Origin of the sequence: Hymenobacter metallilatus (assembly GCF_003944705.1) — a bacterium.
GTDB lineage: Bacteria > Bacteroidota > Bacteroidia > Cytophagales > Hymenobacteraceae > Hymenobacter > Hymenobacter metallilatus.
In genome coordinates, this window is the sequence record NZ_RWIS01000007.1 from 43,894 (window position 1) to 67,178 (window position 23,285).

General features: G+C 59.3%; 23 protein-coding genes. 7 read left to right on the top strand and 16 right to left on the bottom strand.

The genetic code is table 11. From position 1 onward, the window contains the following. The first annotated feature begins 68 nt into the window (after nt 1–68). From EI290_RS11585 to recO, 3 genes are all read left to right on the top strand, one after another. Entirely contained in the window at nt 69–701 is a 633-nt protein-coding gene (locus EI290_RS11585; RefSeq protein WP_125430151.1) for a thymidine kinase, read from the top strand. A 228-nt stretch (nt 702–929) separates the two neighbouring features. Further along, nucleotides 930–3,269, top strand: coding sequence for a type IX secretion system anionic LPS delivery protein PorZ (gene porZ / locus EI290_RS11590; RefSeq protein ID WP_125430154.1), 2,340 nt, complete (start codon nt 930–932; stop codon nt 3,267–3,269). Between the two features lie 222 nt (nt 3,270–3,491). Beyond that, nucleotides 3,492–4,214 carry a DNA repair protein RecO gene (recO, locus tag EI290_RS11595; RefSeq protein WP_125430157.1) on the top strand — a complete coding sequence of 241 codons (723 nt, stop codon included), beginning with the start codon at nt 3,492–3,494 and terminating at the stop codon, nt 4,212–4,214. 121 nt (nt 4,215–4,335) lie between these two features. Here recO and EI290_RS11600 read toward each other — a convergent pair whose 3' ends face one another. The 7 genes from EI290_RS11600 to EI290_RS11630 all read right to left on the bottom strand — a co-directional run bounded on the left by EI290_RS11600 (nt 4,336) and on the right by EI290_RS11630 (nt 9,798). Beyond that, the gene (locus EI290_RS11600; RefSeq protein WP_125430160.1) at nt 4,336–5,304 is read right to left on the bottom strand and encodes an FKBP-type peptidyl-prolyl cis-trans isomerase; all 969 of its coding nucleotides are present in this window, start codon (nt 5,302–5,304) and stop codon (nt 4,336–4,338) included. Between the two features lie 147 nt (nt 5,305–5,451). Next, on the bottom strand, nt 5,452–5,943 hold the full coding sequence (locus EI290_RS11605; protein WP_125430163.1) for an FKBP-type peptidyl-prolyl cis-trans isomerase: 492 nt from the start codon (nt 5,941–5,943) through the stop codon (nt 5,452–5,454). Between the two features lie 7 nt (nt 5,944–5,950). After that, complete coding sequence (locus EI290_RS11610; RefSeq protein ID WP_185816962.1) at nt 5,951–6,490, bottom strand: FKBP-type peptidyl-prolyl cis-trans isomerase; 540 nt, start codon at nt 6,488–6,490, stop codon at nt 5,951–5,953. Nucleotides 6,491–6,527: 37 nt separating this feature from the next. Beyond that, nucleotides 6,528–7,013, bottom strand: coding sequence for an FKBP-type peptidyl-prolyl cis-trans isomerase (locus EI290_RS11615; RefSeq protein ID WP_185816963.1), 486 nt, complete (start codon nt 7,011–7,013; stop codon nt 6,528–6,530). Nucleotides 7,014–7,041: 28 nt separating this feature from the next. Further along, nucleotides 7,042–7,554 (bottom strand): FKBP-type peptidyl-prolyl cis-trans isomerase, encoded by a 513-nt coding sequence (locus EI290_RS11620; protein WP_125430172.1) that lies wholly within the window; start codon nt 7,552–7,554, stop codon nt 7,042–7,044. A gap of 109 nt (nt 7,555–7,663) precedes the next feature. Continuing rightward, complete coding sequence (locus EI290_RS11625) at nt 7,664–8,707, bottom strand: FKBP-type peptidyl-prolyl cis-trans isomerase (RefSeq protein ID WP_125430175.1); 1,044 nt, start codon at nt 8,705–8,707, stop codon at nt 7,664–7,666. Nucleotides 8,708–8,754: 47 nt separating this feature from the next. Beyond that, nucleotides 8,755–9,798, bottom strand: a complete 1,044-nt coding sequence (locus EI290_RS11630) for a DHH family phosphoesterase (protein WP_125430178.1) — start codon at nt 9,796–9,798, stop codon at nt 8,755–8,757. Between the two features lie 386 nt (nt 9,799–10,184). On the opposite strand from EI290_RS11630, the gene EI290_RS11635 reads away from it, so the two are divergent. Further along, nucleotides 10,185–10,604 (top strand): nucleoside-diphosphate kinase, encoded by a 420-nt coding sequence (locus tag EI290_RS11635; RefSeq protein ID WP_044000909.1) that lies wholly within the window; start codon nt 10,185–10,187, stop codon nt 10,602–10,604. A 184-nt stretch (nt 10,605–10,788) separates the two neighbouring features. Here EI290_RS11635 and EI290_RS11640 read toward each other — a convergent pair whose 3' ends face one another. From EI290_RS11640 to EI290_RS11670, 7 genes are all read right to left on the bottom strand, one after another. Then, complete coding sequence (locus tag EI290_RS11640; protein WP_125430181.1) at nt 10,789–12,168, bottom strand: nucleoside permease; 1,380 nt, start codon at nt 12,166–12,168, stop codon at nt 10,789–10,791. 166 nt (nt 12,169–12,334) lie between these two features. Further along, the gene (locus EI290_RS11645; RefSeq protein ID WP_125430184.1) at nt 12,335–13,444 is read right to left on the bottom strand and encodes an alkene reductase; all 1,110 of its coding nucleotides are present in this window, start codon (nt 13,442–13,444) and stop codon (nt 12,335–12,337) included. Between the two features lie 84 nt (nt 13,445–13,528). Next, nucleotides 13,529–13,798: an ArsR/SmtB family transcription factor gene (locus EI290_RS11650; protein ID WP_125430187.1), complete on the bottom strand. Its 270-nt coding sequence runs from the start codon at nt 13,796–13,798 to the stop codon at nt 13,529–13,531. A gap of 142 nt (nt 13,799–13,940) precedes the next feature. Next, the gene (locus tag EI290_RS11655) at nt 13,941–14,549 is read right to left on the bottom strand and encodes a superoxide dismutase (RefSeq protein WP_125430190.1); all 609 of its coding nucleotides are present in this window, start codon (nt 14,547–14,549) and stop codon (nt 13,941–13,943) included. A 191-nt stretch (nt 14,550–14,740) separates the two neighbouring features. After that, entirely contained in the window at nt 14,741–15,187 is a 447-nt protein-coding gene (locus EI290_RS11660) for a nucleoside deaminase (RefSeq protein ID WP_125430193.1), read from the bottom strand. 148 nt (nt 15,188–15,335) lie between these two features. Continuing rightward, nucleotides 15,336–15,902: a hypothetical protein gene (locus EI290_RS11665; RefSeq protein ID WP_125430196.1), complete on the bottom strand. Its 567-nt coding sequence runs from the start codon at nt 15,900–15,902 to the stop codon at nt 15,336–15,338. A 138-nt stretch (nt 15,903–16,040) separates the two neighbouring features. Next, on the bottom strand, nt 16,041–16,493 hold the full coding sequence (locus EI290_RS11670) for a hypothetical protein (protein WP_125430199.1): 453 nt from the start codon (nt 16,491–16,493) through the stop codon (nt 16,041–16,043). Nucleotides 16,494–16,861: 368 nt separating this feature from the next. Between EI290_RS11670 and aspS the strand changes: the two genes are divergently transcribed. Together aspS and EI290_RS11680 are read left to right on the top strand one after the other, a co-directional pair. Then, complete coding sequence (aspS, locus tag EI290_RS11675; RefSeq protein WP_125430202.1) at nt 16,862–18,628, top strand: aspartate--tRNA ligase; 1,767 nt, start codon at nt 16,862–16,864, stop codon at nt 18,626–18,628. A gap of 69 nt (nt 18,629–18,697) precedes the next feature. After that, nucleotides 18,698–19,084 carry a hypothetical protein gene (locus EI290_RS11680; RefSeq protein WP_125430205.1) on the top strand — a complete coding sequence of 129 codons (387 nt, stop codon included), beginning with the start codon at nt 18,698–18,700 and terminating at the stop codon, nt 19,082–19,084. Here the strand turns inward: EI290_RS11680 and EI290_RS11685 are convergent. Both EI290_RS11685 and EI290_RS23090 read right to left on the bottom strand, forming a co-directional pair. Further along, nucleotides 19,081–19,512 carry an IS1 family transposase gene (locus EI290_RS11685; RefSeq protein ID WP_185816964.1) on the bottom strand — a complete coding sequence of 144 codons (432 nt, stop codon included), beginning with the start codon at nt 19,510–19,512 and terminating at the stop codon, nt 19,081–19,083. The genes EI290_RS11680 and EI290_RS11685 overlap by 4 nt on opposite strands. Beyond that, nucleotides 19,478–19,789 (bottom strand): transposase-like zinc-binding domain-containing protein, encoded by a 312-nt coding sequence (locus tag EI290_RS23090; RefSeq protein ID WP_449404929.1) that lies wholly within the window; start codon nt 19,787–19,789, stop codon nt 19,478–19,480. The genes EI290_RS11685 and EI290_RS23090 overlap by 35 nt, the downstream gene beginning before the upstream one ends. A gap of 344 nt (nt 19,790–20,133) precedes the next feature. Between EI290_RS23090 and EI290_RS11690 the strand changes: the two genes are divergently transcribed. Continuing rightward, nucleotides 20,134–23,184: a sensor histidine kinase gene (locus tag EI290_RS11690; protein ID WP_125430211.1), complete on the top strand. Its 3,051-nt coding sequence runs from the start codon at nt 20,134–20,136 to the stop codon at nt 23,182–23,184. Nucleotides 23,185–23,285 lie beyond the last annotated feature (101 nt).

Below are 23,285 nucleotides of genomic sequence, written 5' to 3' on the forward strand. Positions count from 1 at the left end.
GCAAAGCCCCCGAACCCCGTACTTTGAAGGATAGTAATCTGGTTTTATCAGCCGCAACTTCCTCTTCTATGTTCATTGAACCCCGCGTTGGTACGGGCTCCGGCGTAACACGCCGGGGCTGGATTGAAGTTGTGTGCGGCTCTATGTTTTCGGGCAAGACGGAGGAGCTGATCCGGCGGCTCAACCGGGCCCGCATTGCCCGCCAGCACGTCGAAATTTTCAAGCCGGCCCTCGATACCCGCTACCACGCCGAGGATGTGGTGTCGCATAACCAGAACAGCATCCGCTCCACCCCGGTACCGGTGGCCCAGGAAATGCTGCTGCTGGCCGCCGGCTGCGACGTGGTAGGCGTAGATGAGGCCCAGTTTTTCGACGAGTCGTTGGTGGAGGTGTGCGTGCAGCTGGCCAACCGGGGCACCCGCGTGATTGTGGCCGGGCTGGATATGGACTTCCAGGGCCAGCCGTTCGGCCCCATGCCTGCCCTGATGGCCGTGGCCGAATTTGTAACCAAGGTGCACGCCATTTGCGTGTGCTGCGGCGAGCTGGCTTCCTACTCATTCCGCGTTACGGCCTCCGAGGACAAGATTCTGCTGGGCGAAACCGATGCCTACGAAGCCCGGTGCCGGGTGTGCTTTCAGGAGGGCATGAAGGAGAAAACCACTGAGCCGCTCACGGAGCGCGTGATCCGCCAGAGCGTATAGCAGCGCCCCGCCAGAACGTGTACCCCAAAGCTGTGCTTCGGCCCGCGTCTGGGAGTAACTTCCTGTCTGAGTTGATTACCCTCTCACGCGAGCCGGAGCATAGCTCCGGGGTACACGTTCTGGCCCTGCTTCGGGGTACACGTTCTGCCGGCTTTCGGGGTCCTGCACTAATCCGCGGCATCTGGCGTTATCTTGCCACCTCAACCCGTACGCCCCCATTTCCTGCCGATGACTTCAGTGCTACGTTACCTGCGCGGGGCTTGCCTTGCTGCTGTTTTACTGACTGCTACCCGCGCCCGGGCCCAGGCTCCCGTCGGGTACGGCGACTGGCAGCTGCACCTGCCCACCAACCAGGCCCGCGCCCTGGCCGACGCCGGCAACCGGGTGTACGTAGCCGCCGAAAACGCCTTTTTTTACTTCGATAAGAGCCTCAATACTACCCAGCTCCTGTCGCGGCGCGATGGGCTCAACGACGTGGGCGTAAGTACCCTGGCTTACGACTCGGTGGGGCAGCAGTTGGTGGTGGCCTACCGCAGCGCCAACCTGGATATTCTGCGCGCCACCGACGGTGCCATTCTCAACCTCAACGACATTGCCCGCAAGGAAATCAGCGGCGCCAAAACCATCAACCATATTCATGTGAATGCCCGCCGGGCTTATCTGGCGTGCAGCTTCGGCATTGTGGTGGTGGACCTGGCCAAGCTGGAAATCCGGGACTCCTTCACCAACATTGGCCCCGGCGGCTCGGTGCTGCGAGTGTACGCTACGGCGGTGGCCAACGGCACCCTCTTCGCGGCTACCTCCAACGGCCTGATGCGCACCAGCCTCAGCGCCAACCCGCTCGACTACCGCAACTGGACCACCGACCTGCCCGCCCGCGCCGGCGACCCGTACCGCACGCTGGCCGTGCAGGCAGGCCGCGTGGTGGCCGGCATCAACGGCGACCGAATGGTGACCTACGTGGCCGGTAGCGGCTGGCAAACGCTCGGCGGGGCCCCCGCGGGCGTGGAGTACCGGCAGTTGACGCCCTCCGTGGCGGGTCTGCTCATCACCGATAATAGCAAGGTGACGGTGCTCAACGTGACCAACGGCGTAACGGCCCTCACGCTGCGGCCCAGCCAACTCGTAGAGCCCCAGGCGGCCGTGCGCGCCAAGGGCGGGCAGTACTACCTGGCCGATTACGTTAACGGTCTGCTGAAAACCAGCAACGGCCAGCAGGCCGAGCAGTTTCTTACCAATGCACCGGCTTCGGCCCAGGGCTTCAGCGTGCTGGCCGATGGACGTTCCGGCAAGGTGAACATCTTCACGGGAGGCTACGATGAAAAGTACGAGCAGCGGGACTTCTACCGGGGCTTCGCGGAGTATGCCGAGGGGCGCTGGACGAATATCACCCCGCTCACCCAACCCAACCGGGCGCAGTATCCCAACCCCAAAGACCTGACCCGGGGCGTCCGGACGCCCGACGGGACGCTGTACGTGGGCAGCTACGGCAACGGCCTGCTGGAGTGGAAGGGCCCCGGCGAATTCCGGCTCTTCAACCCGACCACCAACCTGCCCAATCCGCTGCGCAGCGCCATTCCGGACCCCAACTACACCCGCGTCCCCGACGTAGCCACCGATGCTCAGGGCAAAATATGGGTGCTCAACCGCCACCAGATTGTGGGGCAGTCGGGCGTATTCGTGTTCGACCCCGTGGCCAACAGCTGGCAGGTGCTGGATTACTTTAGTGAAAGTCAGGACTTGGCCCGTTTGGTGCTGGATGATGTGGGCAGCCTGTGGGCCGTGCGCAGCAAGAGTGCAAACACCAGCATTGGTATAGTAGCCTACAAGCCGGATTCCAAGGAAGTCAGGTATTTCACGGTGGGCAATGGACTACCAAGCTCCTTCGTGAATGACATTGTGAAGGACCGGAGCGGGAATATCTGGGTAGCCACGGATAAAGGCCCGGCCGTTTTCAGCGAAGCGGCCAGCGCCTTCGATACCAACCTCAATCTACAATTCGACGTGCCTTACGTGCGCCGGGGCGCGGGCACCGGTTTCCCGGCCCTGTTCAACGAGCGGGTGCGGGCCGTTGCCGTGGACGGGGGCAACCGCAAGTGGTTTGGTACCGAGCGGGGCCTGTGGCTGTTTAGCGCCGACGCCAGCGAAGCACTCCAACACTTCACCACCGACAATAGCCCCCTGCCTTCCAACCAGATTGTGGATGTGGAGGTGAACGACAAGACCGGGGAGGTGTTCGTGGTGACGGATGCCGGCACCGTGGCCTACCGCGGCGACGCCACCGTGACGGAGGGCAAACCCAGCTGCGCCAAGGTATTTCCCAACCCCGTCCGCACCGATTTTGCCGGCCAAGTGGGCGTAACGGGCCTGGCCAACAATGGCTTCGTTAAAATCACCGACGTAACCGGCAAGCTCGTGTACCAGACCCGCGCCAACGGCGGCGCTGTCACCTGGAACCTGCAGGACTACAACGGCCGCCGGGTGCAGTCGGGCGTGTACCTGGTGCTGTCGTCGGATGCGGATGGCAAGAACGGCTGCGTGAGTAAAGTAGCCGTGGTGGAGAAATGAGGTAGTAACTAGGGAGTAAAAACCCAGTATAGATTGTTCTGAACGGCCAGTTGATTAGCAAGCCAACAAAACGTCATGCTGAGCATGTGGCGCATCAAGCCAGTGTCGGAGCGTAGTCGAAGCATCTTTCCGCTTCGTTGCAATGCTACTCAGTTAGTCAGAGGTAGAGATGCTTCGGCAAGCTCAGCATGACGTTCTTTTCAACTTCTTTACTCAACTCTCATGCTCATCAAAACCCGGGGTATTGTGCTCAGCTACATGCGCTACCGCGAAACCAGCATCATTGCCCGCATTTACACCGAGCGGCTGGGGTTGCAGAGCTACGTGGTAAATGGCGTGCGTAAAGCCAAGCCCCCGGGCCGCATTGCCCTGTTTCAACCCTTCACCTTGCTGGAGCTGGTGGCCTACACCTCCCGCAACGGCGGCCTCACCCGGCTTTCGGAGTTCCGCTGCTCCGAGCCGTTCCGTACCCTGCCCTACGATGTGCGCAAGAGCAGCGTGGTGCTGTTCCTGTCGGAAATTGTGAGCCGGGTGCTGCTGGAGGAAGAGGAGAATGAGCCCCTGTTTACCTTCCTGCACGACGCCGTGCAGGCCTTCGACCAGCAGGAAGCAGGCTTCGAGAACTTTGCCCTGGAGTTTCTGCTGCAACTAAGCCACTACCTGGGTTTCGGCCCCGAAAACGGGGAGCAGATTACCTCACAGGTAGCGTTTGCCTCCGAAAGCCCCGGCACCGTGAGCGGCCACGGCCCTGCAGCCATGCGCTTCCGCGAGTTTGAGCAGTATTTTGATGACCTCCTGACCCAGCCCGCCACCGCCACCATTCCAAACGGCCGCGTACGGCGCGAGCTGCTGGATGTGCTCATCCGCTACTACCAGCTTCACGTCGAGCACCTCGGCGACGTCCGCTCCCTGGCCGTACTCTCGGAGGTGCTGGCGGAGCTGTAGGGAAAGGGATAAAGTAGAACGTCATTCCGCCGCACGGAGGAATCTCGCGTGCTGACATCGGATTACTATTACAATGTCAGCACGCGAGATTCCTCGGCTCCGCTCGGAATGACGTTCTCCCTTATTTCACCCCCACCAGCTCCACATTGAAGCGCAGGATGCTGTTGGCCGGAATATCGGCGCCGGCGCCCTGGGGGCCGTAGGCCAGGGCGGAGGGAATCAGCAGGACGGCTTTTGAGCCTTTGGGCAGCAGGGCAATACCCTGGTCCCAGCCCGGAATAACGCGCCCCTGGCCCAGCGGAAACTCGATGGGCTTGTTGCCGTTGCGGGCAGAAGCATCGAATACTTTGCCGCTAAGCAGCATCCCCGTGTACAGGACGGCTACCGTTTGGCCGGTTTTGGGTTTGGGGCCGGGCCCCACTTTGGTAATGGCGTAGTACAGGCCGCTGGGGGTTTTGATGCCTTTGAGCTTGTTCAGCTTGAGGTAGGCTTGAATGCGGGCGTCCTCCTTGAGGGCCAGCTGGGCGGCTTGCTTTTTGGCTTCAGCCTGAGCTTGCAGCATCTGCTGCTGTACCTCCTGCCGGGCCTCTTCCTGGGTCTGCACCTTCTCGGCTTTGGCCAGCACCGTGAGGGTAGGGCCGGCCCGGCGAATGAAAGGCGGGACCGGCTGCCGGAACGATTTCAGGAATACCGTATCCACGTTCAGACGAAACACGCCCGAGTCACCGGGCTGCAGCAGGGACAATGCTTGTTCCACACTGCCCCATTGCTGGCGGCGCACCGTATCCAAGGGTACCCGCACCGGTTGGTTGCGGTTCTGGCGGCGGGAGTGCATGAGTACCGAGTCGGTGGCGGTGCGGAACTGCAGGTGCAGGCTCATAATGCGGCCCACCCGGGCAGGGTAGGTGGCGTCGCCGGTAGTAGGCAGGGCCGGCCGCAGTACGTACCGGCCATTCTCCCGATGATAGATGCGGTACTCCAGGCCCGATGCCAGACGGTTGAACGGGGCCGGGTCGCCCTGGAAGGCAGTGAGGCCGCTAAAGGCCAGGAGGGCAGGTACCGAAAACCGGAGGCGGGCAAGTAAGGACATCAGTTGGGAGGTACTAAACAGGTAAACAGGAGCGGAAAGATGGAAAGGATAACCGACAAACGTGCTGGCTGGCGGCCCGGGAGCGGCCGCCAGCGGGAAGCCGACAACCAAAACCGGCCCGCCAACAGTGGTTGGCGGGCCGGGGGATTATTTCACTTTCAGCACTTCCAGTTCGAATATTAAATCGGAGTTTGGGGGAATGAGGTAGCGTTTTCCCGTATCATCATCCAAGTCGAGGCGGCCTTTGGTGCCGTAGCCCAACGCAGCCGGAATCCAGACCCGCGCCCGGCTGCCCTCCGGCAGCAGCAGCAGGGCTTCATCGAAGCCTTTGATAACAATTCCCCGGCCGGCTTTCACTTTCAGCGGCCCGCCCTGCTGCACCGAGGTATCAAAAATATGCCCATCGGCGGCCAGAAAGCCCGTGTAATGCACCGTCACCCGGTCGCCGGGCTGGGGGCGGGCACCAGTGCCCAATTGCCGCACCGCATACTGCAGCCCCGACGCCGTGGTGGTGGCCCGCGCCAGCAGGCTATCGGCTGTGGCTGGTACGCTGCTGGTGGCCAGCGTACGTTGGGCCCGGCCCACCAGTGGCAGCACACTTAGCAACGTCAGCGTAAACAGAACCAGCGCTTTGGGCATATTCGGGCTATTCTACGTTCAGAATTTCCAGGTCGAACAGCAAGGGCGTGTTGGCCGAAATGGTGCCGTACCCGTTTGCGCCGTATGCCAGATAGGAAGGAATCAGCACCAGCTTCCGGTCGCCTTTGCGCATTTGCACAGTGGCCCGGCTCCAGCCCTCAATGGCCCCGTTGCTGCCATTGTAAAAGCTAAAGCACCCGCAGGTAGTGCGGTTGTTGCTGGAAGCATCAAACACCACACCCTCGTTGGTTTCATCAATGAACTTGCCTACGTAGTTGGTAGTCACCTTCTGGCCGGCCTTAATGAGCGGGTTGGCAGTGGGCCCGTCGGTAATAGGTACCAGGTAGATGCCGGATTCCAGCCGGGTGTAGTTGGTGAGCGAATTCCGGGTAAGGTAGGCCTGAATGGTGGCGTCGTCTGTCTTTTTCTGCGCCTCTACCAGCTTGGCCTGTTGCTCGTAAATGGTGTCGGAGTTGCAGCTGGTCAGAGCCGGAGTAGCAGCCAGCGAAAAGGCCAGCAAAGAAAGAATCAGGGAAGTTTTTTTCATAACCGGAACGGCAGGCACAGGGCACTGCCAGGTAAAATTACTTAATATCAACCACCTCCACATCGAAACGCAATACCGAGTTGGCTGGGATCTGGGCATTGGCAGTTGAGCCGTAGGCCTGAGTTGAGGGAATCAGCAAAATTCCTTTTGCGCCTTTATTGAAATATTGAAAGCCCTTGTCCCATCCCTGGATAACTAAACCCCGACCCAGCACAAACGGTAAACCCAGAGTAGTCAGGTTACTATCGAACACGGTGCCGTCCAGCAGGGTGCCGGTATACAGCACTTTCACCACCTGACCTTTTTTGGCATTGGGGCCGGTGCCGGGCTGCGTAATGGCAACGTACACACCCAACGTATCTTTCCGGAATCCGGTCAGGCCCTTGTCTTTGATGTACTGCTGAATGGTAGCATCATCCTGTGCTGTGTAGTCGGGCGTAGGTTTGTCGTCCTTTTTACAGGCTGTTTGCAGCGCAAGCATACCCAGCAATAGAAAGGAAAACAGGGAAAAGCGAAGTTTCATGGAAGAGCCGGGTAAAAAGGCCGGTAGGCTATTGAACATCCTTTATTTCTACGTCGAAGCGCAGCACCGAATTGGCCGGAATATTCCCGACGGCGTAGGGACCGTACCCCAGCCCGGAAGGAATCAGCAGCGTTGCTTTAGCTCCTTTGGTTAGCTTGGCAAAACCCAGGTCCCAGCCGGCAATTACTTGGCCCTGCCCAACGCTGAAGGTAAATGGCTGGTTATTGCGGCTGCCCGTAGAGTCGAATACGCGGTTATCCAGCGTCATGCCCGTGTACAGGGCCGATACTTTCTGGCCTTTGTTGATTTTTACTCCGTTGCCGGGCTGCGTAACGGCAATGTACAGGCCCAGCGTATCACGGCGGAAGCCGGTGAGGTTGTTATCGGTGATGTAGGCCTTAATCAGGCTTTCATCCCGGGCTGAGTAGTCGGTGGTATCGAGGGTAGCGTCGTTTTTCTGGCAGGCGCTGAGCAGGCTGCCGATCAGTAGCAAGCACAGGCCGTACCAAGTGGCCGAACGACGCAAGAGAGAACGTATCATAATCGTGAATAAACAGGAAAGGTGCTGAGTAGAAGAGTCAAAAGCCCCCGGCTCGGTTGCACCGGGTCGGGGGCTTTTGCGGATACTATACCGAAGCCGGCGCAGAGAATTACTTGCCCTGCTGCTGCTGCAGTGCTTCCAACTGCCGCTGAATGTCCTCCTGGCCCATTTGTGGCTGCTTGGGGGCGTCTTTCACGTCCACCAGCTCCACGTCAAAGCGCAGAATAGCATCGGCCGGAATGTTGGCACCGGCCCCACGCTGCCCGTAGGCCAGCGAGGAGGGAATCAGCAGTACGGCCTTGGAGCCCTTGTTCAACTGCGGAATGGCTTTATCCCAGCCCGGAATTACCTGGCCCACTCCAATCGGGAATTCGATGGGCTTGCCACCGTTGCCTTTCGCGGAAGAGTCGAACTCTTTGCCGTTTTCCAGCAGGGTGCCTTTGTACTGCACGGCTACAATCTGGCCTGGCTTGGGCTTGGGGCCGCTACCGGCCGAGGTAACCACGTAGTACACGCCCGAAGGGTCTTTCTGGGCAGTCAGGTTATTTTTCTTCACGTACTCCTGCAGCTTCACGTCGTCCTTTTTGAGCTGTTGCTCGGCATAGGCCATCATTTTCTGCTGCTGCTCCACCTGCATTTTCTGCACGTCGGCCATGGCCTCGTCCCGGGTCTGCACCTTGTCCACTTTCACATACATGGTCATGGTCTTGCCAGCCTTCTGCATAAACGGCGGCACCGGCTGGCGGAAGGACTTAGCAAAAATGGTGTCCACATTGAAGCGGAACACGGCCGAGTCGCCGGGCTGCAGCAGGCTGATGGCCTCTTCCAGGCCGCCTTTCTGCGCCTTCCGCACAGTATCCAGCGGCACCCGCACCGGGAAGCCCATCTGCTGCTTGCGGGAGTTGAACAGGACCGAATCCTTGGCTGTGCGGTACTCCACGTGCAGGGCCATGATCTTGCCAATCCGTTCCTTATACGTGGCGTCTCCGTCGGTGCTTACTTCGCGGGCATCGTAGCCCTTGCCGTTGCTCTTGAATACTTTGTACTCGATTCCCGATGTAGTCTTGCTGAAATCACCGCCTTTTTTGCAGGAGGCAAGGCCCAGAACGCCGGCAGCGAGGGCCAGGCTCAGAAAGTTGCGTGTAAGGAACATGAAGGGTTGAGAAGTTAAAACAGAATGAGCGCCCAAGTTACACCGAATTATGCCGATGGGGCTACCGGCGCCAGCGGCGCCATAACCAGCTGGGTCTGGTAATCGGGCAAAAGCCCTAAGAATCGTTCTACGGTAGCATCCAGCGAGTCGTAGCTGATGCCGCCGGCCGCATTGTGGTGGCCTCCGCCATTAAAGTGCCGCCGCGAAAACTCGCTCACGGAAAAATCTCCCACGGAGCGGAAAGAGATTTTAATGGCCTGATTTCGGTCGATGAGAATGGCGGCGAATACAATGCCTTCAATGCTGAGCGCAAAGTTTACCAGGCCTTCTGTGTCGCCGGTTTTGGAGTTGTACTGGCGCAGCTCATCGGCCGTAATGGCAATAAACGCCGTGTTGTACTCGCGCAGCACCGTAAGCTTATCCTTGAGCACAAAGCCCAGGAAGCGCAGCCGCTCCTCGGAGTGCGAGTCGTAGATGCGGCGGTGTACATCGGAGAGGTTGATGCCGGCATTCAGCAGCTCGGCAATAATCAGGTGTACATTGCGGGACGTGCTGGGGTGGCGGAAGGAGCCCGTATCCGTCATGATGCCCGCGTACAGGCACTCCCCGATACCCGTGTCAATCAGTGGCTGGTCGCCCAGGTCCCGGATAACCTCAAATACCAGCTCGGCCGTAGCAGCGGCTTTGGGGTTGGAGTAGTCGAGCTGGGCGAAGTCCTCGGGCTCCTGGTGGTGGTCGATGAGCACCTTGGTACCCTTGGCCTCCCGCACATACTCGCCCAGCTCATTGATGCGGCCCAGACAGCTGAAGTCAAGGCAGAACAGCACTTCGGCCCGCGCAATAATGTCGCGCACCTGGGCATCATTCTGGCGGGGCTCGTACACCACTACTTCCTCGTTGCCGGGCATCCAGGCCAGGAAGTTGGGGTAGTCGGAGGGGGTAACCACCGTCACGCTGTGGCCCTTCTTGCGAAGGTAGCCGGCCAACCCCAGTGACGAGCCCAGGGCATCGGCATCGGGTTTATGATGGGTGGTGATGAAAATCTGTCGGGGTTGCGCCAGCAGCTCCTTCAGCTCAGATATTGTGGACATTGCCTACGGGGTAGGTGACTGAATTTCGGTCGGTTAGGCCGCGTACAAAGGCGGCAAAAGTCGGAAATATTCTGGGTTCCAACAACACGCCCCGCGGAAAGGTGCGGGAGAAAGAATGTGGGAACTGTGCGGAAGGTGGAAAATGTGGGACGGAAGAAAGAATGTGGGTTTTAATGGGCGGAACGCAGAGGCGTTGTCCTTCTGAGCTGGCGAAGGACCTCAGCACGCAGGAATGACAATTGTAACCACGACTCGTTCTATTGCCACAAGGCCTTTCGCCAGCTCAGGAGGACAATGCCACCACATTTCCCACATTCAATCCGTACTTTTGCGGCCGCAAACTGCACAGAGTATTTCATTCAACCCCAACCATACGAAGCAAGCCCATGGCCACGAACCGCACGTTCACGATGATTAAGCCCGATGCTACCCAGGACAACCACATTGGTGGCATCCTGAGCATGATTGAGGAAGGCGGCTTCCGCATCGTAGCCCTGAAAAAAGTACAGCTGACCCCTGAGCGCGCCGGCCAGTTTTACGAAGTGCACAAGGAGCGCCCCTTCTACCAGGACCTGGTGAAGTACATGTCGTCGGGCCCCATTGTGGCGGCTATTCTGGAGAAAGACAACGCCGTAGCTGATTTCCGGACCCTGATTGGCGCTACCAACCCCGCCCAGGCCGCCGAAGGCACCATCCGGAAGAAGTATGCCAAGAGCATTGAAGCCAACGCCGTACACGGCTCCGACTCCGATGAAAACGCCAAAATCGAAGGCGACTTCTACTTCACCGCCGACGAGCAATTCTAAATCACGGATTTAGACGGATTTTTCGGATTACGCGGATTCGTTCTGATTTCGCGGTTTGTCTGAAAAGCCTGCCAACAAAAAGCCCGCTTGCTGCTGCAAGCGGGCTTTTTGTTGTTCAAATTATCGTTAGATGCGACGGTTGTAAGAGTCCGTGTAATCCGAAAGATCCGTCTAAATCCATGATTTAGGCGTTTTCCACACTCAGGATGGGCTCTACGTGTTCGGCATCGGGGGTGGTTTCCTGGGCAGTGTGCTTGTGCTTGAACAGCACTACAAACAGCACGGCAATGACCAGGGCATAGGCCGCAAACGACAGCCAGATGCCCTGCCAGTCCTTGGTTACACCATCGGCGGCGGTGAAATATTTCTCGATGACGATACCGCTCACCGAGCTACCCAGCACGGCCCCGAAGCCGTTGGTCATCATCATGAACAGGCCCTGGGCGCTGGCCCGGATGCTGGAAGCCGTCTGGGTTTCCACGAACAACGAGCCCGAGATGTTGAAGAAGTCGAAGGCCATGCCGTAAATGATACACGAAAGAACAATCATCCAGAGCCCCGATTGCAGGTCGCCAATTGCAAACAACCCGAAACGGAGTACCCATGCCACCATACTGAACAGCATTACTTGTTTAATGCCGAAACGACGCAGGAAGAAAGGAATAGCAAGGATAAATAGCGTCTCCGAAATCTGCGAGATGGACATAATGATGGCCGGATAAGCCGCAGCCAAGCTGCTGAAAGTATCACCCGGATGATTCAGTAGAGCGGATAGTATCAATTTAAATGCCTCCCAGCCGGTGATGCCTTCCGGTACAATTGAAGCCGAAGTCTCCATTGTGCTGCCCAAATCGTGCAGGAAGGTGTCGCCGTAGGCGTTGGTGAGCTGCAGGGCGGCACCCAGCAGCAGCGCGAACAGGAAGAAGGTGAGCATCTTGGTGTCGCGCAGCAGGGCAAACGACTTCAGGCCCATCACATCAACCAATGAGCGGCTGGGCGTGTCTTTAGCCGTGGGCGGGCAAGCAGGCAGCGTAAACGAGTAAACGCCCAGCGCAAAAGCCGCGGCGGCGGCCACGTAGAACTGGCTGGCCGATTTCTCGAAGCCCAGTAAACTCACCGTCCACATGGCTACAATGAAGCCGATAGTGCCCCACACCCTGATGGGCGGATAGTCCTTCACCACGTCCAGGCCCTGCCGTTTCAGCACCGAGTACGACACGGCAATGCTGAGAGCCAGCGTGGGCATGTAGAAAATCATGTTCAGCAGAATTACCCAGAAAAAGGTGCCGGGGTCGGCCACCATGGGTACTGTGCATAGCACCACCCCACCCAGAATATGCAGGATGCCGTAGAGTTTCTCGGCATTCACATACTTATCGGCAATGATGCCCATGATGGAGGGCATGAAGATGGAAGCAATGCCCATCGTGGAGAAAATTGCCCCAAACTGCGCCCCCGACCATTGTTTCGTCTGGAACCAGTACGCGCCGATAGTTATCAGCCATGAGCCCCAGATAAAAAACTGCAGGAAGCTCAGAATAGTGAGACGCAACTTGGTACTCATGTAACTACTGTTGGGGAAAAGTGGGGGGACACAATTTGAAACCTAAAGATACAAGAATTCTCTGCGGTGAAAATTCGCCCCGGCGGGCTGTGGGAGTAGCCAGAACGCAAACTGCCCCCCAACCCGAAGGCCGGAGGGCAGGTAAAGCGGCAGGCCGCGTGTGGGCTTAGGCGTGGGCCGTAGCCAGCGCGGGGTAATCGGTGTAGCCCTGGTGGAAGCCTTCGGGGCCGGGGGCGTAGAAGGTGGAGGGGTCGGGCTGGGCCAGCTCGGCACCCTGCTCCAGGCGGGCTACCAGGTCGGGGTTGGCAATGAAGGCGCGGCCGAAGGCCACGAGGTCGGCGCGGCCGCTCTGCAGGTCGGCTTCGGCGCGGTCCACGTCGTAGCCGCCGCTCAGGATGAGCGTGTTGGTGAACTTCTCGCGCAGACCGGCAATAATGCTGGCCGGCACGGCCGGAGCGCCCATGCTCTCGTGGTTCACAATGTGCAGGTACACCAGGTTCAGCTTCTGGAGCTCAGCGGCCAGGTGCAGGTACAGCGCGTCGATGTCGTCGAAGGTGGGAGCCACGTCGTTGAAGGCCCCGTAGGGCGATACGCGGATACCCACGCGCTCCGCTCCAATGGCGGCTACCATGCCCTGGGCAATTTCCAGCACGAAGCGGGCCCGGTTCTCGAAGGAGCCGCCATACTCGTCGGTACGCTGGTTGCTCTTGGGGTTCAGGAACTGGTCGATAAGATAGCCGTTGGCGGCGTGGATTTCTACGCCATCAAAACCCGCTTCCACGGCCAGCTTGGCCGAGTTGATGTACTCCTGTACTACTGCCTTCACCTCGGCGGTGGTCAGCTCGCGCGGGGTGGGCTGGGGCTGCATCTGCTGCTGGTCGGTCCACATATCACCGGCGGCGGCAATGGCCGAGGGAGCCACAATTTCGGCATCGGCGGCCATGTTGAGCGGGTGCGAAATGCGGCCCGTGTGCATCAGCTGCACAAAGAGGTGGCCGCCCTTGGCGTGTACGGCGTCGGTTACCAGCTTCCAGCCGGCTACCTGCTCGGGCGTAAACAGGCCGGGAATGCGGGCATAGCCCAGGCCGTTGGCCGAGGGCGAGGTGCCTTCCGTGACGATGAGGCCGGCCGTAGCGCGCTGGGCGTAATATTCGGCCTCCAGGGGGCCAGGCACGTTGCCCAGGGCGCGGCTGCGCGTCATGGGGGCCATTACAATATGATTCTGGAGCGTGAGGTTGCCCAGTTTGGCGGGCGAGAAGAGCTTCTTGGTTGCCATGTGCAATTGATGCTGAGGGTTAACGCGGCTATAAAGCATCAACTAATCGAAATGTTTAGATGGGTTTTGGGAAATTTTTTAAGCCTAGCCCAGCGTGTCGAAAAACGACGCCAGCCCGCGCAGAGTCTCCCGGTTCAGGGTAATATTCACGCACCGGCCGCACTTCTGGGTCTGCACCAGGCCGCTGTCGGCCAGAATCTTGAGGTGGTGCGATACGCAGGGCTGGGAGAGGCCCGTCAGTTCCTGCACGTCGGCAAAAGCCAGCTGGTCCTGCTGGCTGAGGGCCAGCACAATATTGAGCCGGTACTTATCCGCTAATGCTCCGGCCGATTTGGCCACCAGTTGGGTATCCATAGACAAGCAAGATACAGAAATTTGCCCGCCAAGGGCGGTGGCTGGCGGGTGGCAAACACTGCTCCGGTTCCCGGCCGGTGCGACAAAAAAAGAAGGCTACCGGAGCGGCAGCCTTCCTGAATGATACCGACGCGGTACGCGCTTACGCGCCCTCACCGAAGCGCTTATTCACCTCGTCCCAGTTGATGAGGTTGAAGAAAGCAGCAATGTAGTCGGGGCGGCGGTTCTGGTATTTGAGGTAGTAGGCGTGCTCCCACACATCCAGGCCCAGTACGGGCGTGCCTTTGCAGCCCGTGTCGGGCATGAGGGGGTTATCCTGGTTGGGCGTAGAGCAGATTTGTACCGAGCCATCGGCTTGCTTGCACAGCCACGCCCAGCCGGAGCCGAAACGGGTAGTGGCGGCTTTTGTGAATTCTTCTTTGAACTTCTCGTAGCTGCCAAAAGCCTTGTTGATGGCCTCGCCCACCGCTCCTGAGGGCGCACCGCCGCCGCTGGGGCTCAGGATCTGCCAGAAGAAGGAGTGGTTCCAGTGGCCGCCGCCGTTGTTGCGGACGGCCGCCGGGGCCGAGGCAATGCTCTGCAGCAAATCCTCCAGGCTTTTGCCTTCCAGTTCGGTACCGGCTACGGCGTTATTGAGGTTGGTAACGTAAGCTTGGTGGTGCTTGCTGTGATGAATTTCCATGGTTTGCGCATCAATGTGCGGCTCCAGGGCATCGTAGGCGTAAGGCAGTTGGGGGAGTTCGAAAGCCATAATACAGAAAGGTTTGGAGTGAAATGGGAGAGAAGGAGTTTCGGTCGGCCGGCATATGCGCCGGTCCATAGCACATTGGAACGAAGGGCGCTAACACCTAACGTGCTGCTGTGATACGGTTCGGTGCACGCACCGGCTGACAGTACAACCACCATTTCCCCCTCTGGGTTACGGTGGCCGTCAAAAGTAGGCTATTTCCGCTTCCGGGCGAAGAATTCGCGCATCAGGTTCTCGCACTCGTCGGCCAGGATACCGCTCACCACCTCGGCCCGGGGATGGAGGAGCTGGCCGTGGCGGCGGTACCCGAATTTGGGCTCGGCTGCGCCATACACCACCCGCCGGACCTGGGCCCAGGCCGTGGCACCGGCGCACATCACGCAGGGCTCTACCGTTACGTACAGGGTGCATTCCTGCAGGTATTTGTTGCCGAGGTGGTTGGCCGCAGCCGTAAGGGCCAGCATTTCGGCGTGGGCCGTTACGTCCTGCAGTTTCTCGGTTTGATTGTAGGCCCGGGCAATAATGCGCTTGTCCAGCACTACCACGGCCCCAATCGGAATTTCATCTTCCTCGAATGCATACAGGGCCTGCTTCAGCGCCTCCCGGATGTACTGCTCATCGGAATAAAGAGAAAGGGTCATGGCGTTTAGGGGATGGGTTAAATAGGGAACGTCATTCTGAGCTTGCTGAGGAATCTCGCGTGCTGATGTTTGAGTTACCATTGCAACGTCAGCACGCGAGATTCCTCGGCAAGCTCGGAATGACGAGCTGTTCAGCTTCCTTTACCACTTACTTCATTACAATGCTTCCCATCACCGCATGGGCGGTGGGTTGCCACTGGGCCTGCTCGTCGGCGGGAGCATCGAAGGTGAATACGAAAAGCTGGTCGCCCTCAATGGCATATTGCACCAGCTGGTATTTCCGGATGGGGGCCAAATTGCCGCCCCGGCGGTTATCCGTTACCGTCGAAACAAACTCCAGCACCACAAAATCCCGCTTGTTCACCGTCTGAATATCCTCGCGCAGGAACTGCACTTTGCCGTACATATTCTGAATGCTGGCCTTATAAATCTTCAGCAGCAGGGCGTAGTCCCGGTTGGTGAACGTGGTGGGCTTCTGCTGCACGCTCAGGTCCACGCGGCCGCTGGGGTTGCTGAATACGGCCAGGGGTTTGCGGGGCGAAGGATATTTGGTGGCAATACCATCGTCGGGCAGGGCCTGAAAGCTCTCGGGCACTCCAATGGTGATGTTCTTGCCGACGGCAGTTTTCTTGAGTTTGGGGCCAGCAAAGGCTGTGAGCAGCAGTACCGCCAGCAGCAGCGGCAACATCCGGCCGAAACGCGCGAGAGTTTTCATAGTAGCAGAAAGGTAAGGCGCAACCCGCAACCGGGCCCCGCATGATAAACGCAAAGCTCCGGAGCCATAACGACTCCGGAGCCCGAAAAGAACAAGAACAAAGCCGTGGAATCCGACAAATCCACTTACCGCCAGGATTTAGCGGCGCTTTTTAGTGGTAGCCACCGAAGGATATTTGATGCTTACCTTCTTCCAGTACACGTAGTTACCGGTTTTCGCCTCAATCAGGTACGTGCCGGCCGGAATGCGGCCCAGGTCCACGGGCTCCCCGGTATTGTTGGCGGGGTCCAGCTCAGTGGTATATACGGGCTGCTTTTTATAGTTGGTCATCACCAGCGTACCGGGTTTGGTAAACTGCTGGGTGAAGCTGAGCATGATGGTCTGGCCGCTGGAGGACGGAAAAACGTCGATACCCGACAAGGTTTCCACCCGCTTAATGGGGCCGTTCAGCGTTACGGGCTCCGCCTCCGACTTGGTTTTTACTTCGGTGCCGTTGGCCGATTTGGCTTTGGTTTTCACCTTGGTTTGGGCCTGAGCGGTTGAGAAAGAGAGAAGGGTGGCGGCCAGAGCGAGCAGAACGGGGCGTTTCATATGGGGTAAAGAAGGAGTGTGGCGAAGAGAAGTTGGTTCGGGAAAAGCCATTTGCATACTCCGTACCAATTTTGCGCAAGCTTACGCAAAAGCCCGTCAACCCACCTAAACCGGCTTTTTATGGCCGCACAAAAGCTGGCCGGATGCACACGAAAACGGGAATTTTTCCGATCCTACTTATTTTTCCTGGCTACCTTTGAGCAGTTTCTAGCTGCTGGTTTCTGGTTGCTGGTTGGGTTCAATCAGTGGTCAGAATGGGAGCCGATGCTTGCGCAAGCTGCCTGCTTGTGGAGCCTGCTGCCTGTAAGGTGCCTCGCCCGAAAGCCAAAAGCCAGCCACTAGAAACCAGTAACCAGAAACTCAGACAAATGCTCCGGACGCACACCTGCGGCGAACTTCGCCCCGAACATATTGGCCAAACCGTTACGCTCTGCGGCTGGGTGCAGCGCACCCGCGACAAGGGCGGCATTCTGTGGGTGGACCTGCGCGACCGGTACGGCCTCACGCAGCTGGCCCTGGAAGAAGGTGTGGAAACCCAGGAAGTGCGCGAGCAGGCCCGGCAGCTGGGCCGCGAGTTTGTGCTGGCAGTAACGGGGAAAGTAGCCGAGCGCCACTCCAAGAATGACAAGATGCCTACCGGCGGCATCGAAATTCGGGTAGAGAAAATAGAGGTGCTGAACCCGGCCAAGCTGCCGCCCTTTCTTATTGAGGACGACACCGACGGCGGCGACGACCTGCGTATGAAGTACCGCTACCTGGATTTGCGCCGCGCCCCCGTTCGCCAGAACCTGATGCTGCGCCACCGCGTGGCCCAGGCTACGCGCCGGTACCTGGACGGCCAGGAGTTTATCGAAGTGGAAACGCCAGTGCTCATCAAAAGCACACCCGAAGGGGCCCGCGACTTTGTGGTGCCCTCGCGCATGAACCCCGGCGAGTTCTACGCCCTGCCCCAGAGCCCCCAAACCTTTAAGCAACTGCTGATGGTGTCGGGCTTTGATAGGTACTTCCAGATTGTGAAGTGCTTCCGCGACGAGGACCTGCGCGCCGACCGCCAACCCGAATTCACGCAGATTGACTGTGAAATGTCGTTTGTGGAGCAGGAAGACATCCTCAACACCTTCGAAGGGCTGGTGCAGTACCTGTTCCGGGAGGTGAAGGGCCTGGAAATCGGACAGCTGCCCCGCATGACCTACGCCGACGCCATGCGCTACTACGGCAACGACAAGCCCGACACCCGCTTCGAAATGAAGTTTGTGGAGTTGAACGACCTCGTGAAAGGCCACAATTTCCCCGTATTTGATGCGGCCGGGCTGGTGGTGGGCATCTGTGCCACGGGCGCAGCCAGCTACACCCGCAAGCAGCTCGACGAGCTGACTGAGTACGTGAAACGCCCGCAGATTGGGGCCACCGGCCTCGTGTATGCCCGCGTGGAAGCCGATGGCAGCGTAAAGTCGTCGGTGGATAAGTTTTACGGGCAGGAGCAGCTGCAGCAGTGGAAAGCTGCCTTTGCTGCCCAGCCCGGCGACCTGCTGCTGGTGCTGGCCGGCGAGCCGAACAAAACCCGCAAGGCCTTGAGTGAATTGCGCCTGGAAATGGGCCAGCGCCTCGGCCTGCGCGACAAAGACACCTTCTCGGCACTGTGGGTGGTGGATTTCCCCCTGCTCGAATACATTGAGGAGGAAGGCCGCTACTTCGCCATGCACCACCCCTTCACCTCGCCCAAGCCCGAAGACCTGGCCCTGCTCGATTCGCCCGACACCATCGGCGAAGTGCGCGCCAACGCCTACGATATGGTGATTAACGGCGTGGAAGTGGGCGGCGGCTCCATCCGCATCCACGACCGGGCGGTGCAGGCTCGTATGTTCAGCCTGCTGGGCTTCTCCGATGAAGAAGCCAAAGCCCAGTTCGGCTTCCTGCTCGACGCCTTCGAGTACGGCGCGCCCCCGCACGGCGGCATTGCCTTCGGCTTCGACCGACTCTGCTCGTTGTTCGGCGGTGCCGACTCCATCCGCGACTTCATTGCCTTCCCCAAGAACAACTCTGGCCGCGACGTGATGATTGACTCGCCCTCCCAGATTTCGGGGGCGCAGCTCAAGGAGTTGAGCATTAAAACAGATGTGGTAGCAGGGAAGTAAGGTTGTTTTTTTACGAGTATAAAAACGGGAGTAGGCTCTGCTTATTCCCGTTTTTATTATTTTAAGACTATGAATTTAGAATTGGAAACATCCTTTATCAGTAAATACATCGTAAAAGCTAAACGTCAGCGGTATCTGAGCTTTATTAATAATCCAAAGCATCGAAAAAAATTTCTGGAAATGTTATATCATGGTCAGGACATTGATAAAGATAAATTACGACGCTTGCATAGCTCGCTCGATATAGAAGTGATATTGCAGAATTTATGTAATGCAGCCTGTTATATAATTTCCTCAGATTCGACAATAGATGGGCAGGAAATGGCGGTTGATGATGTTTTTAAAAATATAATTGGCCGTACGGAAGGAACAGTAGTTTTATTCGATAAAGAAATTGTGTACTACTATGGGGAGCCACCGTATAATGAGTATATTAATATATGGGCGGTGGTCTAAGTGATGGTGCATCGTCGGTTGTGCTCGTCAATGACGAGTTGGATGCGCACGTGGTGCATGGCTAAGCAGCGACTGAACGAGCAGGTCTTGCGCACGAGCACGGCGCATTTCTGTCGCAAGGAGCAGTTGATGGCCTCCACGATACTGGTTTGGCCGCTGCCTTTGGGGTGGGCCCGATGGGCCCGGGCCGGCAATACCCCCCGGTAGGCGTCCCATTCGTCCGTATGGTACCACGTACCTGTCCGATACGGGGCGGGCAGTGCCCGCCACAGACGCCGGGCCGTGGCGCGGCCCCGGCTGCCCAGCACCCAGGCTACGATGCGCCGCGTGTGCCGCTCCACAGCTAGCCACAGCCATTTCTTGCGCTGTTTGCGGCCGACAAACGTCCACAGTTCATCCAGTTCCAGCTCTTTCGGCCGGTGCGGCAACGGACAACTCAGGGGACGGGTCTGCGCTTTTTTTTGCCAGTTTAGCCACCGTCATGCGCGCTACGCCCGTCAGGCGCACGATGGCCCGCTGCGAGACCCGCTCCAAGAGCAGCTTTTCCACCTGCGCATACTGCGCCGCTTTGCGCGGGGCCGCGGGGGCAAACACGGCTTGGTGGCGACAAGCTGTGCACAGGTACTTGGCTTTGCCTTCACTCGTGCCATTTTTGCGCAGGGCGGCACTACCGCATTTGGCACACCGGAGTGTGGTCTGAATCATTCCTCAAGCTAGCGAAAACCACCCTTTAGACCAACACCAATATATGATTATTTTTTTGTTGAAGTAGCAGTGCGGTAGTAATGCTGTAGACTACTTTCCACCAGGAACTTTCGTCTCGACCGCACTGCTGTTGATGGCACAAGCGCATGGCGGCGAGTAACCGGGGGTAGCGCGGAGTTGTAGGATCCAGTACAGGCAGAGCATCCAGCTGACCACAACGACCTTGACAACCGGGCGTTGAGTAGCCGCCGCTGAAACCTGCTGCCTGGCAGAGTACGGAAAACATTTTCTCTCTAGCTTACAACATCGTAATCCGGACAGGATACTATCGGGTTTCGCCTGCTATGTGGTACCGCTACCTTCTTCGCCTGCTGGTAATGCTAGGGTACAGTGGCGCCCTGTGCGCCCAGCCGACCCCCGTGTTTCAAACCCTCACGGCCCAGGAGGGACTGGCCCAGAACAGCGTGCTGGCCGCCGTGCAGGACCAGCGGGGGTTTATGTGGCTGGGTACCCAGGATGGCCTCACCCGCTACGACGGCAGCCAGTGCCGCACCTTCCGCAACGACCCGCAGCGGCCCGGCAGCCTGAGCAGCAACTTCATCTTGTCGCTCACCGAGGACCATACTGGTACCCTCTGGGTGGGTACCGGTGGGGGCGGGGTATGCCGCTACTCCCCGCTGACAGGCCGGTTTCAGGTAGTACAGAAGTCGGAGCCCGATACCACCGGCCTGGCCGACAATTTCGTCCGGGCCTTATTAACGGATCAGCGGGGGCGGGTGTGGGTGGGCACGGAAGGCGGTTTGCACTACTGGAATGCCCAAGCACAACGCTTTCGGCGCCTGCCACCGATAGGCAACGGCCCGGGACGAGACAACTCTATTCGGGCGCTGGCAGCTACGCCCAACGGCCAGCTATGGATAGGTACTGGGGCCGGCCAGGTGGCATGGCTGGATACCGCCCAGCAGCGGCTACATCCACTGCCAAGCTTTCGGGGAGCCAGCCCCATTACGGTGCTGGCAGCGGGCCCGGCCGGTACGCTGTGGGTGGGCACGGAGGCAAATGGTGTGTACCAGCTAACCACTACGGGCACCGTGTTGCATACCTATCAGGCCACGGCCGGGGGGCTGGCCACCAACAGCATTCGGGCACTGTGCCTCGCCCCCGACGGCCGCCTCTGGATTGGTACGGCCACGGGGCTGAGTTTTCTGCAGCCTGGTACGCAGCAAATTACCACGGTGCGCCAGCAGCCGGGGCAGCCGCTCAGCCTACCCTCCGATGCCATTCAGAGCATCACGCTCGACCGGCTGGGGATGCTGTGGGTAGGTACCGATAAGGGGGTGGCCCGGTGCGACTCCCGGCCCCCGGCCTTCGGTAGTGTGCCCATTGGCGCGCCAGTGGGCATCTGGGCCGTGCTGGAAGCCCCCGACGGGGCGGTGTGGGCCGGCACCGAAAGCCGGGGGCTGGTGCGCTACCACCCGGCCACCGGACAGCGCCAGGAGTTCCGGTATGAAGCCCGCAACCCCGGTAGCCTCAGTCAGGACTACGTACGCGCCCTCTGCCTCGACCGGGCCGGGCGGCTGTGGGTTGGCACCCAGAATCAAGGCCTCGATTGCCTGGAACCGGGTAGCCGGCAGTTTCGCCATTTCCGGCACCAGCCCGCTAATCCGGCGTCGCTCGGCGACGATTTTATCCGGGCGCTGTACGAGGACAGCCGCGGCCGGATTTGGGTGGGCACGGAGGGCGGCCTCAGCCAGTACACGCCCGCCACCGGGCAGTTTCGCCACTTCCGCCACGACCCGGGCAACGCCGCCAGCCTTGGCAACAACTTCGTGCGTGTGATGCTGGAAGACCGGCAGCGGGACATACTCTGGATTGGTACGGGTGGGGGTGGGCTCAACTGCCTGGATATGCGTACGGGCCGCTTTCGGGCGTACCGGGCCAACGCCCGCGACCCGCGCAGCCTCAGCAGCAACTTTGTGCGCTCCATCCTGCAGGACCACGCCGGCCACCTCTGGGTCGGGACGGAAGGTGGTGGCCTCTGCCGGCTGGATGATGCGCAGAAGGGCCGGTTTACGGTATTCCGGGAGCCGCAGGGCCTGCCCAACGATGTTGTATACGGCCTGCTCGAAGACCCGCAGCAGTACCTATGGCTGTCGACCAATAAGGGCTTGGCCCGGCTTGCGCCCGCTACCGGGCAGGTGCTCACCTTCGATCAGCACGCGGGCCTGCTGCAGGATGAGTACAACGCGGGGGCGGCCCACCGGGGTCAGGATGGGGTACTGTATTTTGGTGGGGTAAACGGCCTGGTGGCATTCCGGCCCGCCGCCATCCGGCCCAACACATTTGTGCCCCCGGTAGTGCTAACGGGGCTGCGCCGCCTCAACCAGCCCATCGATCTGCCCGATACCAGCATAACGGAACGGCGTACGCTACGCCTTACCCCCCAGGACTACGTGTTTACGCTGGAGTTTGCGGCCCTCAACTACCGGCAGCCCGAGAAAAACCGCTACGCCTACCTGCTGGAAGGCTTCGACCCGGACTGGGTGCCGACTGGTGCCCGTCACGAGGCCACGTATTCCAACCTCGACCCCGGCACCTACACGTTTCGGGTGCGGGCTACCAACAACGACGGCCTCTGGAACCCGGTGGGGGCCGTATTGCGCATTGTCGTCGACCCGCCCTGGTACCATACTTGGTGGTTTCGGATTGGGCTGAGCTGGGTGGTGTTTGCGGTGCTGTTTTTGCTTTACCGCCTGCGGGTACGGCAGCTGCTGGCGCTGGAGCAGGTGCGCCACGGCATTGCCCGCGACCTGCACGACGATATGGGTTCCACGCTCAGTAGTATTTCCATTCTGAGTCAGATTGCCCGTACCCACCAGCGCCAGCACCGCCCCGAGCAGGCCGCCGCCGTGCTGGAGCAAATCGGAGACTCCTCGCGCCGGATGCTGGATGCCATGGACGATATTGTGTGGGCCATCAACCCGGCCCACGATGGGTTGGATGACGTAACGGCCCGTATGCGTCGCCTGGCCTCGGAGGTGCTGGAGTCGGCGGGTATTGAGTTTACCTTTCGGGCCGATGCGGCTTTGCAGAGCCTCCGGTTTGATATGCGCGCCCGGCGGGAGTTCTTTCTGCTGTTCAAGGAAGCAATTAATAACCTGGTAAAATACGCCCGCTGCCAGCACGCCGCTATTACGCTGGAGTACCGGCAGGGCCGGCTGCTGCTCACCGTGCAGGATGATGGGGTGGGTTTCGACCCGGCAGCTCCGGCCCAGGGTGGGGGTAATGGCCTCACCAACATGCGCACCCGCGCTGAGGCACTGCATGGTCAACTCACTATCCAGTCGGCCCCCGGCAAAGGCACCACTCTGCGCCTGAGCATACCGATGGGATGAGATGGTGAGGTGGTGAAATAGTGAGTTTGACGTTCTGACGGCGTAAATATGCGCCAACTGCTCCAATGCGCCGTCAGAACGTCAAACTCACCACCTCCCCA

What these genes read in the sequence shown, in the direction of transcription:
- EI290_RS11585 (WP_125430151.1), top strand. Translation starts at nt 69, where the DNA reads ATGTTCATTGAACCCCGCGTTGGTACGGGCTCCGGCGTAACACGCCGG.
- porZ (WP_125430154.1), top strand. Translation starts at nt 930, where the DNA reads ATGACTTCAGTGCTACGTTACCTGCGCGGGGCTTGCCTTGCTGCTGTT.
- recO (WP_125430157.1), top strand. Translation starts at nt 3,492, where the DNA reads ATGCTCATCAAAACCCGGGGTATTGTGCTCAGCTACATGCGCTACCGC.
- EI290_RS11600 (WP_125430160.1), bottom strand. Translation starts at nt 5,304, where the DNA reads ATGTCCTTACTTGCCCGCCTCCGGTTTTCGGTACCTGCCCTCCTGGCC.
- EI290_RS11605 (WP_125430163.1), bottom strand. Translation starts at nt 5,943, where the DNA reads ATGCCCAAAGCGCTGGTTCTGTTTACGCTGACGTTGCTAAGTGTGCTG.
- EI290_RS11610 (WP_185816962.1), bottom strand. Translation starts at nt 6,490, where the DNA reads ATGAAAAAAACTTCCCTGATTCTTTCTTTGCTGGCCTTTTCGCTGGCT.
- EI290_RS11615 (WP_185816963.1), bottom strand. Translation starts at nt 7,013, where the DNA reads ATGAAACTTCGCTTTTCCCTGTTTTCCTTTCTATTGCTGGGTATGCTT.
- EI290_RS11620 (WP_125430172.1), bottom strand. Translation starts at nt 7,554, where the DNA reads ATGATACGTTCTCTCTTGCGTCGTTCGGCCACTTGGTACGGCCTGTGC.
- EI290_RS11625 (WP_125430175.1), bottom strand. Translation starts at nt 8,707, where the DNA reads ATGTTCCTTACACGCAACTTTCTGAGCCTGGCCCTCGCTGCCGGCGTT.
- EI290_RS11630 (WP_125430178.1), bottom strand. Translation starts at nt 9,798, where the DNA reads ATGTCCACAATATCTGAGCTGAAGGAGCTGCTGGCGCAACCCCGACAG.
- EI290_RS11635 (WP_044000909.1), top strand. Translation starts at nt 10,185, where the DNA reads ATGGCCACGAACCGCACGTTCACGATGATTAAGCCCGATGCTACCCAG.
- EI290_RS11640 (WP_125430181.1), bottom strand. Translation starts at nt 12,168, where the DNA reads ATGAGTACCAAGTTGCGTCTCACTATTCTGAGCTTCCTGCAGTTTTTT.
- EI290_RS11645 (WP_125430184.1), bottom strand. Translation starts at nt 13,444, where the DNA reads ATGGCAACCAAGAAGCTCTTCTCGCCCGCCAAACTGGGCAACCTCACG.
- EI290_RS11650 (WP_125430187.1), bottom strand. Translation starts at nt 13,798, where the DNA reads ATGGATACCCAACTGGTGGCCAAATCGGCCGGAGCATTAGCGGATAAG.
- EI290_RS11655 (WP_125430190.1), bottom strand. Translation starts at nt 14,549, where the DNA reads ATGGCTTTCGAACTCCCCCAACTGCCTTACGCCTACGATGCCCTGGAG.
- EI290_RS11660 (WP_125430193.1), bottom strand. Translation starts at nt 15,187, where the DNA reads ATGACCCTTTCTCTTTATTCCGATGAGCAGTACATCCGGGAGGCGCTG.
- EI290_RS11665 (WP_125430196.1), bottom strand. Translation starts at nt 15,902, where the DNA reads ATGAAAACTCTCGCGCGTTTCGGCCGGATGTTGCCGCTGCTGCTGGCG.
- EI290_RS11670 (WP_125430199.1), bottom strand. Translation starts at nt 16,493, where the DNA reads ATGAAACGCCCCGTTCTGCTCGCTCTGGCCGCCACCCTTCTCTCTTTC.
- aspS (WP_125430202.1), top strand. Translation starts at nt 16,862, where the DNA reads ATGCTCCGGACGCACACCTGCGGCGAACTTCGCCCCGAACATATTGGC.
- EI290_RS11680 (WP_125430205.1), top strand. Translation starts at nt 18,698, where the DNA reads ATGAATTTAGAATTGGAAACATCCTTTATCAGTAAATACATCGTAAAA.
- EI290_RS23090 (WP_449404929.1), bottom strand. Translation starts at nt 19,789, where the DNA reads ATGATTCAGACCACACTCCGGTGTGCCAAATGCGGTAGTGCCGCCCTG.
- EI290_RS11690 (WP_125430211.1), top strand. Translation starts at nt 20,134, where the DNA reads ATGTGGTACCGCTACCTTCTTCGCCTGCTGGTAATGCTAGGGTACAGT.